The organism is Pseudooceanicola profundus, from assembly GCF_054919315.1.
In genome coordinates, this window is the sequence record NZ_CM142898.1 from 14,588 (window position 1) to 31,090 (window position 16,503).

General features: G+C 67.2%; 15 protein-coding genes. 9 read left to right on the forward strand and 6 right to left on the reverse strand.

Features of this window, described 5'->3' with window-relative positions; all coding sequences use genetic code 11:
• Nucleotides 1-122 precede the first annotated feature (122 nt).
• Both ACX9MO_RS00085 and ACX9MO_RS00090 read right to left on the reverse strand, forming a co-directional pair.
• Nucleotides 123-665 carry an RSP_2648 family PIN domain-containing protein gene (locus tag ACX9MO_RS00085; protein WP_462213114.1) on the reverse strand — a complete coding sequence of 181 codons (543 nt, stop codon included), beginning with the start codon at nucleotides 663-665 and terminating at the stop codon, nucleotides 123-125.
• Nucleotides 662-1,861: an RSP_2647 family RNA methyltransferase gene (locus ACX9MO_RS00090; RefSeq protein ID WP_462213115.1), complete on the reverse strand. Its 1,200-nt coding sequence runs from the start codon at nucleotides 1,859-1,861 to the stop codon at nucleotides 662-664. Before ACX9MO_RS00090 ends, ACX9MO_RS00085 begins: the two co-directional genes overlap by 4 nt.
• Before the next feature lie 353 nt (nucleotides 1,862-2,214).
• Between ACX9MO_RS00090 and edd the strand changes: the two genes are divergently transcribed.
• Together edd and ACX9MO_RS00100 are read left to right on the forward strand one after the other, a co-directional pair.
• Nucleotides 2,215-4,020, forward strand: coding sequence for a phosphogluconate dehydratase (gene edd, locus ACX9MO_RS00095; protein ID WP_462213116.1), 1,806 nt, complete (start codon nucleotides 2,215-2,217; stop codon nucleotides 4,018-4,020).
• Between the two features lie 459 nt (nucleotides 4,021-4,479).
• The gene (locus ACX9MO_RS00100) at nucleotides 4,480-6,609 is read left to right on the forward strand and encodes a calcium-binding protein (RefSeq protein WP_462213117.1); all 2,130 of its coding nucleotides are present in this window, start codon (nucleotides 4,480-4,482) and stop codon (nucleotides 6,607-6,609) included.
• A 181-nt stretch (nucleotides 6,610-6,790) separates the two neighbouring features.
• Here ACX9MO_RS00100 and ACX9MO_RS00105 read toward each other — a convergent pair whose 3' ends face one another.
• The gene (locus ACX9MO_RS00105) at nucleotides 6,791-7,252 is read right to left on the reverse strand and encodes an Lrp/AsnC family transcriptional regulator (RefSeq protein WP_222490289.1); all 462 of its coding nucleotides are present in this window, start codon (nucleotides 7,250-7,252) and stop codon (nucleotides 6,791-6,793) included.
• A 167-nt stretch (nucleotides 7,253-7,419) separates the two neighbouring features.
• Between ACX9MO_RS00105 and ACX9MO_RS00110 the strand changes: the two genes are divergently transcribed.
• From ACX9MO_RS00110 to infC, 7 genes are all read left to right on the forward strand, one after another.
• Nucleotides 7,420-8,424 carry a precorrin-2 dehydrogenase/sirohydrochlorin ferrochelatase family protein gene (locus ACX9MO_RS00110; RefSeq protein ID WP_462213118.1) on the forward strand — a complete coding sequence of 335 codons (1,005 nt, stop codon included), beginning with the start codon at nucleotides 7,420-7,422 and terminating at the stop codon, nucleotides 8,422-8,424.
• Nucleotides 8,424-8,723: a DUF2849 domain-containing protein gene (locus ACX9MO_RS00115; protein WP_222490291.1), complete on the forward strand. Its 300-nt coding sequence runs from the start codon at nucleotides 8,424-8,426 to the stop codon at nucleotides 8,721-8,723. Before ACX9MO_RS00110 ends, ACX9MO_RS00115 begins: the two co-directional genes overlap by 1 nt.
• 3 nt (nucleotides 8,724-8,726) lie before the next feature.
• Nucleotides 8,727-10,397 carry a nitrite/sulfite reductase gene (locus ACX9MO_RS00120; RefSeq protein WP_462213119.1) on the forward strand — a complete coding sequence of 557 codons (1,671 nt, stop codon included), beginning with the start codon at nucleotides 8,727-8,729 and terminating at the stop codon, nucleotides 10,395-10,397.
• A gap of 10 nt (nucleotides 10,398-10,407) precedes the next feature.
• Nucleotides 10,408-11,190, forward strand: coding sequence for a phosphoadenylyl-sulfate reductase (locus ACX9MO_RS00125; RefSeq protein ID WP_462213120.1), 783 nt, complete (start codon nucleotides 10,408-10,410; stop codon nucleotides 11,188-11,190).
• Nucleotides 11,187-11,573 (forward strand): DUF934 domain-containing protein, encoded by a 387-nt coding sequence (locus ACX9MO_RS00130; RefSeq protein ID WP_462213121.1) that lies wholly within the window; start codon nucleotides 11,187-11,189, stop codon nucleotides 11,571-11,573. The genes ACX9MO_RS00125 and ACX9MO_RS00130 overlap by 4 nt, the downstream gene beginning before the upstream one ends.
• Before the next feature lie 59 nt (nucleotides 11,574-11,632).
• Complete coding sequence (locus ACX9MO_RS00135) at nucleotides 11,633-12,466, forward strand: ferredoxin--NADP reductase (protein WP_222490295.1); 834 nt, start codon at nucleotides 11,633-11,635, stop codon at nucleotides 12,464-12,466.
• Between the two features lie 287 nt (nucleotides 12,467-12,753).
• A complete protein-coding gene (infC, locus tag ACX9MO_RS00140) occupies nucleotides 12,754-13,212 on the forward strand; it encodes a translation initiation factor IF-3 (protein WP_462214483.1) in 459 nt (152 codons plus the stop codon).
• Nucleotides 13,213-13,556: 344 nt separating this feature from the next.
• Here the strand turns inward: infC and ACX9MO_RS00145 are convergent, their stop codons facing one another.
• From ACX9MO_RS00145 to ACX9MO_RS00155, 3 genes are all read right to left on the reverse strand, one after another.
• A complete protein-coding gene (locus ACX9MO_RS00145; protein ID WP_222490296.1) occupies nucleotides 13,557-14,042 on the reverse strand; it encodes a (2Fe-2S)-binding protein in 486 nt (161 codons plus the stop codon).
• A gap of 113 nt (nucleotides 14,043-14,155) precedes the next feature.
• Nucleotides 14,156-15,169, reverse strand: coding sequence for a molybdopterin-binding protein (locus ACX9MO_RS00150; protein WP_462213122.1), 1,014 nt, complete (start codon nucleotides 15,167-15,169; stop codon nucleotides 14,156-14,158).
• Nucleotides 15,166-16,134 (reverse strand): XdhC family protein, encoded by a 969-nt coding sequence (locus tag ACX9MO_RS00155; protein ID WP_462213123.1) that lies wholly within the window; start codon nucleotides 16,132-16,134, stop codon nucleotides 15,166-15,168. The genes ACX9MO_RS00150 and ACX9MO_RS00155 overlap by 4 nt, the downstream gene beginning before the upstream one ends.
• Nucleotides 16,135-16,503 lie beyond the last annotated feature (369 nt).

Here is a 16,503-nt window from a genome sequence, read left to right on the forward strand (position 1 = left end):
TTGGGCGCGCGCCTGAGTGCCAGCGCCCGACATCATACGCCCGGCCCGCGGCAAGCCCCCGGAATTTTCGAAAATTCCGGTCCGTTTTCTTCGAAGAAAACGGGGAGCGCCGCACCGATGGTCTACCGTGTCAGCGCCTTGCCAAGCCTCGGCAGCCGCGCCTTCTTCATCAGCGCCCGCATCTCCCAGTCCTCGCCGGAGAGGCGCCGCGCCTCGGCCAGAACGGCCGCGCCCACCTCGGCGACGGCCTCGGGCTGCGCCTCGCAGACCCCCAGCAGGAAGCCGTCGGGATCGGCCCGCGACAGCCCCTCCTCGGCGAGGATGTCGCGCGGGAAATCCTTGGCGTTCATGGTCACGATCACGTCGGCCGAGCCCGCCACGGCGGCAGCCAGCACATGCACATCCGCCGGATCAGGCAGCCAGAGACGTGCCTCCAGCCCCGGCGCCACGGGCACCTCGGCCCGCGGCCAGCGGGCGGAGACGAGGGCGATCTCCCCCCGCGCCTGTGCCTCGCCCCCCGGGCCCAGCTTGCGCGCGGCAAGCGCCCATTCCTCGAGGATGCGGGCGGACCAGAGCGGCTGATAGGCCCCCGTGGCCGCCACGCCGAGCAGCATCTCCCGCATCACCGTGGGATAGAGAACGCAGGCGTCGAGCAGGACCTTCATAGGCGGAAAAAGAGCGCCTTGAGATAGCCGCTCTCGGCCAGTTGCGGGTGCATCGGGTGGTCCGGCCCGGCATAGCCGGTGTGGATCAGCGCGCCCGCCCGGCCCGCCTTGCCGATGCCCCGGATCGAGGCCTGCCGGAACTTCGAGAGGTCCGCCGCATGGGAGCAGGAGCAGAGCCCGAGATAGCCCCCCTCGGCCACCAGCGGTGCGGCCAGCTTGGCGATCCGCTCGTAGGCGCGCAGACCGGCCTCCAGCGCGGGTTTCGACGGCGCAAAGGCCGGCGGGTCGCAGATCACCACGTCGAACTGCGCGCCCTCCTGCCCGAGGGCCGTCAGCACGTCGAAGGCATCGCCCTTGCGGGTCGCGAATTTCTCCGCCACGCCCATGGCCGCCGCGCCCTGCGTGGCAAGGTCGAGCGCCGGTTGCGAGCCGTCCACGGCCAGTGCGCTCTCTGCCCCGCCCGCTAGCGCCGCGAGGCCGAAGCCGCCCACGTGCGAGAAGACGTCGAGCACCCGCGCGCCCTTGGCCAGACGCGCGCCGAAGGCATGGTTCGGACGCTGGTCGAAGAAGAGGCCGGTCTTCTGACCGCCCGCCACGTCCGCCATGTAGATCGCGCCGTTCATCGGCACCTGGATCGGCCCCGCGGGCATGTCCCCCGCAAGCACCGCATCCCGGTCGTCGAGCCCTTCCAGCAGCCGGGCCCGGCCCGAGGCGCTCTTGATCACGTTGGTGACGCCCGTCACCTCGATCAGCGCGGCGCAGAGGTCTTCGAGGTGCACTTCCGACCAGGCGGCGTTGGGCTGCACCACGGCGGTGTCCCCGAACCGGTCGATGATCACCCCGGGCAGCCCGTCGGCCTCGGCATGGACCAGCCGGTAGAAGGGCGCCTCGTAAAGCCGTGCGCGCATCTCCAGCGCGCGGCTCAGCCGGGTGCGGAACCAGTCACGCCCCAGCCCCCCGACCTCGGCGCTGTCCAGCACCCGGGCGATGATCTTGGAGGCCGAATTCACCGCCACCAGCGCCAGCGGCCGCCGGTCGCCATCTTCCAGCAGCGCAAGCGCGCCGGGCTCCAGCGCCTTGGTGCGGCGGTCGGTGACCACCTCGTTGTCATAGACCCAGGGGAACCCGAACCGGATACGGCGCGGATCGGACTTGGGTTTCAACCGAATTACGGGGAGGGTCTGGGATGTCGTCATGATCCATGCTCTACTGCCTTCCGAGGCGTCGCGAAAGAGGCCACGAGACGCAATGACCGGTGGACATAGGTCTGGAGAGAGCCGCAGGACCAGGACCAGAGGTCGGTCAGGGGGCCGGTCCGGGGTCACACCCGGCAAAAGCCCCGCAGGAAGGCCCACAGACGGGTCCGCAGAGGGACCGACTGACGGCCGCGCAGAGGAACATCCGGGCAGCGCCACCGTTAACCAAATGACACATGCCGCCGCGCGGTCCGCACGCCGCCCTGCGGCCCGGCCCGGGTAGAGCGCTTGTTAGCGCTAACCAACCCTGATAAAATGCGGCCAGCCACAGCCTGAGCGAAGGGAAGAGAGAGATGAGCCTGAATGCCACCATCGCAGAGGTGACCGAGAGAATCGTCGAGCGCTCCGCGCCGCTCCGCCGCCCCTACCTCGACCGCATGGCCGCCGCTGCCGACGCCGGGCCCGCGCGGGCCCACCTGACCTGCGGCAACCAGGCCCATGCCTATGCCGGCGTGGTTCCGGACCAGGAGGCGCTCGCCAAGGGGCGCGCCCCCAATATCGGGATCGTGACGGCCTACAACGACATGCTCTCGGCGCACCAGCCGTTCGAACGCTTCCCGCAGCTGATCCGCGACACCGCGCGTGCGCAGGGGGCCACCGCTCAGGTGGCCGGTGGCGTGCCCGCCATGTGCGATGGCGTCACCCAGGGCCAGCCGGGGATGGAGCTCTCGCTCTTCTCGCGCGACGTGATCGCCCTCGCGGCCGGCGTGGCCCTGTCGCACAACTGCTTCGACGCGGCGCTCTACCTCGGGGTCTGCGACAAGATCGTGCCGGGGCTGATCATCGCCGCGGCGACCTTCGGTCATATCCCCGCGCTCTTCCTGCCTGCGGGGCCCATGCCCTCGGGCCTGCCCAACGACGAGAAGGCCAAGGTGCGCCAGCTCTTCGCCACCGGCGAGGTGGGCCGCGACAGGCTGATGGAGGCCGAGATGGCCTCCTACCATTCGCCGGGCACCTGCACCTTCTACGGCACCGCGAATTCCAACCAGATGCTGATGGAATTCATGGGGCTGCACCTGCCCGGCAGCTCCTTCGTGAACCCGAACACGCCGCTGCGCGATGCGCTGACCGTCGCGGGCGTGGAACGGGCGTTGGAGATCACGGCGCTTGGCAACGACTATCGCCCCGCCTCGCAGGTGCTGGACGAGAAGGCCTTCGTGAACGGGATCGTCGGGCTGATGGCCACGGGCGGTTCCACCAACCTCGTGCTGCACCTGCCCGCCATGGCGCGCGCCGCGGGCGTGGTGCTGGAGCTGGAGGATTTCGACGCGATCTCCTCGGTCACGCCGCTGATGGCCAAGGTCTATCCCAACGGGCTGGCGGACGTGAACCACTTCCACGCGGCCGGTGGGCTCGGCTACCTGATCGGCGAGCTGCTGGAGGACGGACTGTTGCACCCTGACACGACCACCGTGGCGGGCGACGGGCTGGCGGCCTATGCGCAGGAGCCCAAGCTGACCGGGGACCGCGTCCACTGGGAGCCCGGCCCGCGCAAGAGCCTGAACGACAAGATCGTGCGCCCGGCCTCGGACCCGTTCCAGAAGACCGGCGGGCTGAAGCAGCTGTCCGGCAACCTCGGCCACGGGATCATGAAGGTCTCGGCCGTGGCGCCGGAGCGGCATGTGATCGAGGCGCCTGCGCGCATCTTCCATGACCAGGAAGCCGTGAAGACGGCCTTCAAGGCGGGCGAGTTCACCTCGGACACCGTGGTCGTGGTGCGGTTCCAGGGGCCGCGGGCAAACGGGATGCCGGAACTGCACTCCCTGACGCCGACGCTGTCGGTGCTGCAGGACCGCGGGCTGAAGGTGGCGCTGCTGACCGACGGTCGGATGTCCGGGGCCTCGGGCAAGGTGCCCTCCGCGATCCACGTCTCCCCCGAGGCCGCCGTGGGCGGACCGCTGGCCCGGCTGCGGGAGGGCGATATCGTGCGGGTCGATGCAGTGGCCGGCACGATCGAAGCCGTAGGCGTCGATCTCTCCACCCGCGAGCCCGTGGTGGCCGATCTCTCGGGCAATGCCCACGGAATCGGGCGCGAGCTTTTCGAAGCCTTCCGGGCCCATGCGGGAACCGCCGATACCGGGGCCGCGAACGTGGTCTGACGGAATGGCCATTCTGTCTGGCGTCAATTGACGACTGGAACGCCAGACAGAAACCTTCCGATCAAGATGCCCCCGCTGGAGGCAGAGGCTTACTTTCGCAATGCGGCCAAGGCCCGGTGCCGAATTGCCGAAGCCGCGGAATGCACGACCCTCTTTTCAACGCTCCCGTTGAGATAAGGCTGCTGTTCGAGGGATCTTGAGGGCCCTTGTCTGGCACACCTTCCAAGCCGCGGCACAACCAGAGATTTAGCCAGTCAGCCCCGCCTTGACAGGCTTTTGCGCGCCGGGTGAAAGCGCGCCCTTCGACGGCCGCGCCTGAAATCCGCGCTGTTGCGCGCGGTCACGCCTGCGGACGTGCATCGCATTCCTCCGCTCTGCCCTCTGGGTCCATCACATGCTTGACCTGCATTCTCCGAGCTCGGATCGTCACCTCAATATATTTATATCTTGGAGATTCGAATGCAGATTGATGGAACCAACGGGAACGACAGCCTTCTCGGAACAGATCAGGATGACGTCATCCGTCCGGGTGCGAATTTCGGTGAAGATTATATCCGAGGCTCTCTCGGCAATGACACGATCGACTTCACCGGCGCCAATTCAAACAGCTATTATCGTATCTCCTACACGCACGTGAATTTCGAATTGACGGTCACGCTCGATGGCGTCACCGACACCGGAACGGTGGCCTTCGGGGGCTATGTCGACACATACCTGAATGTCAGTGAGGCCCTGAACGGCGATGGGCTCTACATCGTCGGCAACGACTTGGACGGCAACTACACGGTCCGGCCGGGGGAAGACGGCTGGTTCAACATCATGGGGGGAGAAGGTGTCGACACCTACCACCTCACGATGGATGGCGACGGGCGCCTGACCTTCACCTTCGGAGATCAAGGCGACCCGACGCAGCCTCTCGTGATCAACCTCGCCACCGGCATCGTGTCCAACGACGGGTTCGGGAACACCGAGCATATCTACCTGACGGATCAGGGCGGGCGCCTCGAAATCCGCTCGACCAACTTCTCCGACCAGATCATCGGCAGCGATGCCCGCGAGAGCTTCATCCTCGAACAGGGCAACGACACCGTGGACGGCGGCGGTGGGATCGACCGTCTGCGCTATGATCGAAATGGTGCCGGCGCGGTGCGTGTCGACGTGGCTGCCGGCACGGTAACGGGTACGTGGGACAACGTCGCCTTCACCCATACCTTCAGCAATATCGAGTATTTCAGCGGGTCCTACTTCGACGACACGATGATCGGCAGCAGCGGGGATGACAGCCTCTTCGGGTCCAGCGGGAATGACCTGATCGTCGGCGGGACAGGTCAAAACAACTTGTACGGCGGCTATGGCGACGACACGCTGGATGGCTCGCAGGGGGATGACCGCCTCGGCGACATTGTGTATCCCTACTTCGGGTCTGATGTGATCATAGGGAACGAAGCCCTCTGGAACACGGGCAATGGCACGGACCTGGGCTACTACCACATTTCGGACGTCGGCGGCCTGACGATCACGCGCGGCGAGAACGGATCGGGGACTGTCACCAGCGGCGTGGCGGGGCTGATCGATGACACCTTCACCTTCATTCACCTGATTGAGGGTTCGGCGGATTCTGACCTCATGATCGGCAGTTCGGTGGACGATGGTCAATTCGCGGTCTGGCGCCCTTACATGGGCAACGACACGATCCAGGGCGGCGTCGGGGACGATATGCTCGTCTATAGCAGCGGCTACATTGGGGAACGCGTGGTCGTGACCTTCACATCGGTTGGCAGCGGTACGGTTGTTGTTGCACCGGGTGAAACGGACACGTTCACGGGCATAGAAGCCGTTTACGGCTCCGACGTCGGTGACACGTTCCAGGGTTCCACCGGGGCAGAATGGTTCAACGGCCTTGGCGGCGATGACATGCTCACGGGCGGCGCCGGGAACGACACCCTCGAAGGTGGCAGCGGTGTGGATACGCTGATCGGGGGCGATGGCGACGACGTGATCAACGGGTTCCTCACGCCGAGCGCATACTTCGGGTCCGATGACGAAAACGAGACCGACCTGCGGGACGTCATCTATGGCGGGAACGGGAACGACAGTATCGACGGCGGAGACGGCAACGACGAATTGCGCGGCGATGCCGGCAACGACACCATCCTCGGGGGGTACGGCGCTGACACGGTCATCGGTGGGGACGGCGATGACGCCCTGACCGGCCAGACCTGGTCCGATGCGATCTTCGGCGGAGCCGGCAACGATTTCATCAACGGCGGCTTCGGCCATGACCGGGTGAACGGCGGCACCGGCGCGGATCGCTTCTACCACCTCGGCGTCGAGGGGCACGGCTCAGACTGGATCCAGGACTTCTCCTCTGCCGAGGGCGACGTGCTCGCCTATGGCGGCGCCGTGGTCGACCCGAGCCAGTTCCAGGTCAACTTTACCGAGACGGCCTCGGCCGGGGCAGCTGGTGTCGAGGAGGCCTTCGTCATCTATCGCCCGACAGGCCAGATCCTCTGGGCGCTCGTGGATGGCGCGGCGCAGGACCAGATCATGGTCGACATCGGGGGCACCCAATACGATCTGCTCGCCTGACCCGGCAGGCACGGGACGCGATTCCATGCTGGAGAGGAAAAGAACGGGGCCGCCTCTGGGGCGGCCCTATCGTGTCTCACCCGCAGGCGCCCTCCCGATCAGGGATGCGAGGGGCCTGCGACGACCGGAGGCCCCCAAGCGCCCTGGGACGGAGGAGCCGCGGCAGACGCAACGCCATCGCTCAGAGCGGCAGCGCGGTGGTGGCCTTGATCTCTTCCATGGAGAGCAGCGCGGTGACGTTGTGCACCTTCACCTCGGAAATCAGCGCCTGGTAGAAGGCATCATAGGCGCGGGCGTTCTTCACCCGGACCTTCAGGATGTAGTCGATGTCGCCCGCCAGCCGGTGGGCCTCCTGCACCTCGGGGCGCTCCTTCAGGGCCTTGAGGAACTTGGCCTGCCAGTCTGCCTCGTGCTCCGACGTGCGGATCAGGACAAAGAAACAGGCCTCGAACCCAAGAGCCTCGGCATCCAGCAGGACGGTCTGCTGTCCGATGATCCCGGCCTCGCGCATCTTCTTGATCCGGTTCCACACCGGGGTCTTGGACGAGCCCACCTGGCGCGCTATCTCGTCCAGCGACTGCCCCGCATCACGCTGCAGCTGCAAAAGGATTTTCCGATCGGTCTCGTCCAGCCGGAATGACATTTTCCCGTATACTCCTGTATTGGAACGACCGCCTGCGAGGCCGTCGCTGCCGGGAGGGCGTTCTTATTTCCCTGCCCTCCTAGCGTCTGGAGGGGAATATTTCCTACATTGAGGGGCAAGTCAACGCGACCCCACGGGGTTGCCCGAGCCATGCGGAGGGGTTCAGAATGCGTCATTTCCCGATCTTCCTGAACCTTTCGGGGCAACGGATCGCCCTGTCCGGCGGTGGTGATGCTGCACTTGCCAAGTTGCGGCTGATGCTGAAGACCGAAGGCCGCATCCACGTCTACGCCGACGCGCCCGATCCGCAGATCCTCGACTGGGCCGCGGCGGGCCGCCTGACCCTGCACCGCCGGGCGCTGCTGCCTTCGGACGTGGCACAGGCGCTGCTGGTCTATGCCGCCGACGAAGAGCCCCTGCGCGACGCCGAGATCGCCGCCATGGGCCGCGACGCGGGCGTGCTGGTGAACATCGTCGACAACCTCGAGGGCAGCGCCTTCATCACGCCCGCCATGGTGGACCGCGATCCCGTGACCGTCGCCATCGGCACCGAGGGCGCCGCCCCGGTGCTGGCGCGCCGGATCAAGGCCGGGCTGGAAGAGCGCCTGCCTGCCTCCACCGGCGTCCTGACCCGCGCGGCGCAGGCCTTCCGCGGTGCGGCCGAGGCCCTGCCCATGGGCCGCGCACGCCGGGATTTCTGGGGCGAGTATTTCGACACCGTGGGCCCGGCGGCCCATGACGCGGGCGGGGCCGAGGCGCTGCGCCCGGCGCTGGACAGGCTGCTGGCGGACCACCTTTCGGGTGATCGGGCCAAGACGGGCCGCATCACGCTGGCCTGGACCGGCTGGGACGACCCCGAGATGCTGGTGATGAAGACCCGACGCGCACTCGACGCGGCCGACGTGGTCGTCCATGACGCCGATCTGGCGCCCGCCGTGCTGGAACTCGCCCGCCGCGAGGCCGACCTCGTCGCGCTGCAACCCGGAGCCGAGGTGCCCCCGCTGGCCGCCCGCCTGCTGCACCACGCGCAGGCCGGGCTGCATGTCCTCTATCTCTCGACGCGGCCCCTGCCCCATGACCTTGCCCTGCACTGTCGCAGCGGCGGCGTCGATCCCGTAGACATCCCCGGCCTTCCCGGCCCCGAGCAGAAAAACATGAAGGAAAGTGCCTGATGCCCCGCGCCTTCACCCCCAAAGTCGTCACCGCCAATGCCCTGCTGGAGGGCGATGTCGTCTACCTGACCGAAGACGGCCAGTGGACCCGCAACCTCCGCGAGGCGGAGCTGCTGACCGACGAGGCCCATGCCCAGATCCGCCTGCTGGAGGCCGAGAGCCGCCCGGGCGAGATCGTCGGCGCCTATCTCGCCGACATGAAGGCAGGCGGCACCGGGCCCGAACCGACACATTTCCGCGAGGATTTCCGGCGCACCGGCCCCTCGAACTACCACCACGGCAAGCAGGCAGAGGCGTAAGTCATGTATATCTATAACGAATTCGACACCGCCTTCCTTGCCGAGCGCAACCGCCAGTTCCGCGCCCAGGTCGAGCGCCGCATCGACGGCTCGCTGACCGAGGACGAGTTCAAGCCGCTGCGCCTGATGAACGGTCTCTACCTGCAGCTGCACGCCTATATGCTGCGCGTAGCCATTCCCTATGGCACGCTCTCGGGCGCGCAGATGCGGCAGCTGGCCCTGATCGCGGATCGCTGGGACAAGGGCTATGGCCATTTCACCACGCGCCAGAACATCCAGTACAACTGGCCCAAGCTGCCGGATGTGCCGGATATGCTCGACGCGCTGGCCGAGGTGCAGCTGCACGCGATCCAGACGTCGGGCAACACGATCCGCAACGTGACCGCCGATCACTTCGCCGGGGCTGCCGCGGACGAGATCGCCGATCCCCGCCCCGTGGCCGAGCTGATCCGCCAGTGGTCCACCGACCACCCGGAATTCCAGTTCCTGCCGCGCAAGTTCAAGGTCGCCGTCACCGGCAGCCCGAATGACCGCGCCGTGACCCGTGCCCATGACATCGGCCTGCGCATGGTGCGGAACGACAAGGGCGAACCGGGATACGAGGTTCTGGTGGGCGGCGGTCTGGGCCGCACGCCGATGATCGGCAAGGTGATCAAGGACTTCCTGCCGCAGGAAGACCTGCTGCCCTATCTGGAAGCCATCGTCAGCGTCTACAACCTGCTGGGCCGTCGCGACAACAAGTACAAGGCGCGGATCAAGATCACCGTGCACGAGAACGGTCTGGAGACGATCCGCGAGAAGGTGGACGCGCGCTTTGCCGAGCTCAAGCCGCTCTTCGGCGGTATCGACCAAGAGATGCTGGCGGATCTGGAGGCGCAATTCGCGCCGCCTGCCTTCCGCAATGCGCCGACCGAGGTCTTCGACGCCGCCTATGCCGCCGATCCCGTGTTCCGCGCCTGGAGCGACACGAACCTGACCAAGCACAAGGCCGAAGGCTATGCCATCGTCTCCGTCAGCCTGAAGAAACCGGGCGAGACGCCGGGCGATGCGACGTCGGACCAGATGCGCGTTCTGGCGGATCTGGCCGAACGCTATGGCCACAACGAGCTGCGCATCAGCCACGAGCAGAACGTGATCCTGCCCCATGTGCACCGCTCGGACCTGCCCGCGCTGCACGCGGCGCTGAAAGAGGCCGATCTGGCCACCGCGAACATCGGTCTGGTCAGCGACATCATCGCCTGCCCCGGCATGGACTACTGCGCCCTTGCCACCGCCCGGTCGATCCCGGTCGCGCAGGAGATCGCACAGCGCTTCGAGGAGCTGAAGCTGGCCCATGAGATCGGACCGCTGAAGATCAAGATCTCGGGCTGCATCAACGCCTGCGGCCACCACCACGTGGGTCACATCGGGATCCTCGGTCTGGACCGCGCGGGGGTGGAGAACTACCAGATCACCCTTGGCGGTGACGGCACCGAGGACGCGGCCATCGGCCAGCGGACCGGCCCCGGCTTCGCCTATGACGAGATCACCGATGCGATCGAGCGGATCCTGCTGACCTACCTGGAAATCCGCGAAGACGAGGACGAAACCTTCCTGCAAACCTATCGCCGCGTGGGGGCCGACCCGTTCAAGGCCGCGCTCTACCCGGCAGAGGCCAAGGCAAATGCAGCCTGAGGGGATCACGATGCCACCACTGGACAAGCCACTCGAGGTGCCGGACGATCCGGCCCTCGCCGCCAAGTTGCGTGAACAGCAGGCGAAGGTGGATGCGCTGAACCTGCGCTACAAGCACCACGGCGCGACCGCGGTCATCGACAAGGCGCTGCAGGACACGGACGCGGGCGATCTCGCCCTCGTCTCCTCCTTCGGGGCCGAGTCGGTCGTGCTGCTGCACCTCGTTTCCGTCGTGGATCGCAGCACGCCGGTGATCTTTATCGACACGGAGATGCTGTTCACCGAGACCCTGGTCTACCAGTCCGAGATCGCGGAGCGTCTGGGGCTGCAGGACATGCGCATCATCCGCGCCGCCGAGACCGAGATCGCCGCCGGCGACCCGGACGGCACGCTGCACCAGCGCGACACCGATGCCTGCTGCGCCCTGCGCAAGACCGCGCCGCTGCAGAAGGCGCTGCAGGGCTTCGACGGCTGGTTCACCGGCCGCAAGCGGTTCCAGGGCGCGACCCGGGAGACGCTGGACTTCTTCGAGGTCGACGGGCCGGACCGGATCAAGGTCAACCCGCTGGCCCACTGGGCGCCGGAGGACATCCGCGCCTACATGGACGAGAACCGCCTGCCGCGCCATCCGCTGGTCGCCAAGGGCTATCCCTCGATCGGCTGCGCGCCCTGCACCTCGCCTGTGAAGGAAGGTGAAGATCAGCGTGCAGGTCGTTGGAGAGGCACACAAAAAGAGGAATGCGGCATCCATTTCGTGAATGGCCGCATGGTACGGATCGGAGCCGGACAATGAGCGTGATCGTGACCGACAAGGGCTTTGCCCCCGAGGACTGGACCGAAGGGTTCGAGGCGGAAGGCGTGCTGGATCTGCCTTCCGATACCGACCCGCAGGCGGTAGACTTCGACGAGGCCACCCGGCTGATCCGCGTGGCCTTCCCCTCCTCGGCCGATGGCCGGGGCTTCACCATCGCCCGCCAGCTGCGCCTGCGGGGCTACACCGGCCGCCTGCGGGCCGCCGGCCACGTCATCGCCGACCAATACGCCATGGCCCGCCGCTCGGGCTTCGACGAGGTCGAGATCGACGAGAGCCTCGCCGCGCGCCAGCCCGAATCCCAGTGGATCTTCCGTGCCGACTGGCGCGCCCATGACTATCAGTCGCGGCTGCGCGCCGGCTGAGCCACTGGATTATTTGAACACGAACGAGTAAGGACGGGATACTCCTCCCGCAATTTGCCATGACCGAGACCGCCGTGACCGAACAGCAGACCAATGTCCCCAAGGTGCCGACCCTGCCGAACGCGGAGACGATCACCGAAGTGAAGCACTGGACCGACCGGCTCTTCTCCTTCCGGGTCACCCGGCCCGCCAGCCTGCGCTTCCGCTCGGGCGAATTCGTGATGATCGGGCTCATGGGCGACAACGGCAAACCGCTGCTGCGCGCCTATTCCATCGCCTCGCCCAGCTGGGACGAAGAGCTCGAGTTCTACTCTATCAAGGTTCAGGACGGCCCGCTGACCTCCAAGCTGCAGCACATCGAGGTGGGCGACCAGATCATCCTGCGCCCCAAGCCCGTGGGCACGTTGGTGCATGATGCGCTGCTGCCCGGCAAGCGGCTGTGGTTCTTCGCCACCGGCACCGGCTTTGCGCCCTTCGCCTCCCTGCTGCGCGAGCCGCAGACCTACGAGGATTACGACGAGGTGGTGATCACCCACACCTGCCGCGAAGTGGGTGAGCTGGCCTATGGCGCGCAGCTGATTGAGGACATCAAGAACGACGAACTGCTGCACGAGCTGATGGGCCCGGATTTCCACAAGAAAATCCGCTATTATCCGACCACGACCCGCGAAGAGAGCCCCAAGATGGGCCGCATCACCGACCTGATGCGCTCGGGCGAGGTCTTTGCCGATCTCGGCATCGACCCGATCAACCCCGACACCGACCGCGCCATGGTCTGCGGCAACCTCGCCTTCAACCTCGAGATCAAGGAGCTTCTCGAAGGCTACGGTCTGGAGGAAGGCGCGAACTCCGCGCCCAAGCAATACGTGGTCGAGAAGGCCTTCGTCGACTGAGCCGATCGGGCAAAGCGTCTGAAAGCATACAAGAAAACGGAGCCGTTCCCGCCCCGGGGGCGGCTTTCTCCTGCCCGGCACCGGTCGCGTGGCGGCACGGCCCATCGAATTCCCGCGGAACCGTCTTTCCAGCTTGAAAGTTTAGCCGGTGGAGACTACCTTCTCGCCTCAATTCCATTCACCATCGAAGGACGAATAAAATAGCTCGCAGACCTCATAATGCGCCCCCGACGCGCGACAATGGCCCCCGTGTTAACGACCGTATCCGTGCGCCCGAAATTCGGCTGATTGGCGCGGAAGGCGAAAACGTCGGCGTGGTTCCCCCGGCACGTGCCCTCGCCATGGCGGAAGAAGCTGGCCTCGATCTGGTCGAGATCTCCCCCAATGCGACCCCGCCGGTCTGCAAGATCATGGATTTCGGCAAGTTCAAGTACGAACAGCAGAAGCGCGAGTCCGAAGCCCGCAAGAAGCAGAAGACGATCGAGGTGAAGGAGGTGAAGTTCCGCCCCGGCACCGATGTGCACGACTACCAGGTCAAGATGCGCAACGTCCTCAAGTTCCTTGAAGGCGGCGACAAGGTGAAGATCACCCTGCGCTTCCGCGGCCGCGAGATGGCGCACCAGAACCTCGGACGTGAGCTTCTGGAACGCGTCGCCGAGGACGTGAAGGAACTCGGCAAGGTCGAGAACATGCCCAAGATGGAAGGCCGTCAGATGGTCATGATGATCGGGCCGGTCGCCAAGTAAGCGCCGCCCGCCATCTCCAAGCAAGGCCCGGCATCGTCCGGGCCTTTTGCATGTCTGGCCTCTGCACGCGCTTCCCCGGGACACCCAAGAGTTTTCGAAGAATTTTGGTCGCGCGGGGCGGGCGGGATGGACCCGATTGGCGGAGGGGCACAGCCTCTTCTCTGGCGCTGCCCGGAAAATTCGAATGTTCCGGTTCGGACTTTTCGAAAAGTCCGGGGGGCTCTGCCCCCTTGGCCCCGGTGGGGCCAATTCCCCCGGAGTATTTCCGGAAAGATGAAGGGCGCCGCAGCGCCCCTGTGCATGGGGCCCGCCGGGCCCGGACCCAAGCAGGTCTCAGGCGCCCGTCAGGCGGGGACCAGGTCTGCCACGTCCTGGCCGGAGGCCGCGTAGATCGCCTTGACGATATTGTGGTAGCCGGTGCAGCGGCAGATGTTGCCGTGCAGGTGGTGCCGGATCTCGGCCTCGGTGGGCTTGGGGTTGTCCTTCAGCAGCGATTCCGCCGCCATGATCATCCCCGGCGTGCAGAAGCCGCATTGCAGCCCGTGGTGCTCCTTGAAGGCGGCCTGCACCGCGCTCAGCTCCCCCTCGGGGCTGGCGATGCCCTCGATCGAGGTGACCTCGGCGCCCGCAGCCTCGACCGCGAACATGGTGCAGCTCTTCACCTGAAGCCCGTCCACATGCACCGTGCAGGCGCCGCATTGCGAGGTGTCGCAGCCCACGTGGGTGCCGGTGAGGCCGAGGCTGTCGCGCAGGAACTGCACCAGAAGGGTGCGGTTCTCGACCTCACCCGAAACCTCATTCCCGTTCACATTCATCGAGATCGTCGGCATGGCGTCCTTCCTGATGGTCTTGCTGCGCCTGAGGGGCTCTTTGGCGGCGAGTAAATCACCCCCGCCGGAGAAGGGAAAGGGGGCCGGGCGAATTCTGTGCCGGTCCCCGGTCGTCAGCTGCCCCGGCGCCTTGGATGCGGGCGGGTCGGGATCTCCTTCAGCAGACCGCCCACGCCCATGGCCGCGATCTCGGCATCCCCCGTGGCGATCCCGCAGGCCAGCCGCGCCAGAACCCAGTCGGCCCCGTTCAGCGCCGGCGAGCGGGCGCAGCCCGGCAGGCCGATCACGTCCCTGCCCCGCAGCCGTCCCAGCACCAGCAGGTTGCCGGGATCGACGGGCATGCCGAAACGCTCGACCGTACCGCCTGCCTCGCGGATCGCCGCCGGCACCACGTCCCCGGGATCGGAGGTGGCGGAGGCGGTGAGCACGAGGATCAGGTCGTAGCGGTCCGCGTCGCGCAGGTCTCCGAGCGCCTGCGCCAGCGGATCGCGCCGGTGCGCCACGGTTTCCACGTGGTCGAGCGTCATGTCGAGCGCCGCCAGCCGGTCGCGGATCGCGGGCAGCCCGGCCTCGCCCGCGCCGCCGGGAATCTCGGTCACCACGAGGGCGGCGGTCTTCAGCACGGGGCGGTGCAGCTGCAACGTGCGATGGCCCTCCAGCAGCACCTCCGCCGCGTCGAGGGAGGCCCCGGAGACCGCGTAGGGAATGATCTTGATCGTCGCCACCATGCGACCGGCGTCCATCTGTTGATGGCGAGGCACCGTGGCGAGGGTGATCATCGGGTCGATCCGGTTCAGGGCGGTGAGGCGCGGGGCGTCGAGCTCCACCACGCCGGGACCGGCGGCCAGAAGGTTCACCCGGCCCGTGGTGGCGCGGGTCAGGGTGAGGCCCGCGGCCTCCGGGTCCGGGACGAGGGCCTGCGCGAGGCGCGTGGCGGCGGCGTCCTCGTGGATCTCGCCCGGCTCGGGACGGGCGACGATGACCTCTGTCAGCCCTGCCGCCCGCAGGCGGGCCATTTCCTGCGCGCCGATCCACTGCCCCTTGCGCAGGCGGCCCTGCGGCGTGGCGACGGAATGGGCCAGGATCGCGCCCTCGGCCTGATCCAGCGGGACCGGGCCGAACTTCACGCCTGACCCTTGCGCAGCACGGCGATCATCTCGGAGAGGATCGAGACGGCGATTTCCGCCGGGCCCGCGGCCCCGATGTCGAGGCCGATGGGCCCGTGGATGCGGGCGATCTGCCCCTCGGTGAAGCCGCGTTCGGTCAGCCGCTCCACCCGCTTGGCATGGGTCCGCTTCGAGCCGAGCGCGCCGATGTAATAGACCTCTGCCGCAAGCGCCGCCTCCAGCGCCGGATCGTCGATCTTGGGATCGTGGGTCAGCAGGACGAGCGCGGTGCGTTGATCGAGGCCGAGGTCCGCGACGGCCTCGTCGGGCCAGTCCTCACGGATGTCCTCGCCCGGGAAGCGGGCCGCGGCGGCGAAGGCCGGACGCGGATCGACGAGGACCGGATCAAAGCCCGCGATCCGCGCCATGGGCACGAGCGCCTGCGCGATATGCACCGCGCCCACCACGATCAGCCGCAGCGGCGGGTTGTGGATCGCGACGAATCGGCCGTCCTCCTCGAAGCCCGACCGATCCATGCGGAAGCGGTCGGCAAAGCCCGCGCCGGTCAGGTCCCGGCTGCCGGTGGCCGGGTCGATGACATAGGCCAGCGGCTGGCGGGCGGCGCGGGCGGCGACCAGATCGGCCAGCATCGCCTCGGGCAGCGCCTGCCCCACCGGCTCCACGAGGATGCGGATCGTGCCGCCGCAGGCGAGGCCCACGGCAAAGGCATCGCCATCGCTGACGCCGTATTCCAGCATCCGGTGGCCGCCGTCCTCCAGCGCCTCCAGCGCCTCTGTCACCACGGCGCCTTCGACACAGCCGCCCGAGACGGAGCCCGCGATTTCACCCTCTCCGCTGACGGCCAGCTGTGCGCCCACCCGGCGCGGCGCCGAGCCCCAGGTCTCCACCACGGTCGCGAGTGCCGCGCCCTTGCCGGCGCGGTGCCAGTCCAGTGCCTGTTCGGGGATGTTGTCGAAACGGTCCATGCGCGCCTCCGGGGGTCGGGAGATTATCGTGGCAGATCTGGCACATGGTCTAACACATGGTGCGGGGATGTCTGCCCCCAAGCGGCGCGGGTCCGATCTGCGTTGGCCGGAGAGCAGCGCCAGGTCCGGGGTGTGGAAGGCGGTGCGAGCCGGGCACAGGCGATCACGGGTGCGCAGCCCGGGGACAGATCGGAGACAGCAACGGGTCACAGGACGGGCCTGCATCATACCACGGCGCCGAAACGCTCGGCCGGCGCTGATCCGGGTCGGAAACGGACAGGCCTGGACATAACGGCGCGGGGTTAGCACCGAGGCGCCTCCGCTGCGGTTGCGGCGCGGGGGCGTTTCCCGGGTCTGGCGTACGGCGGG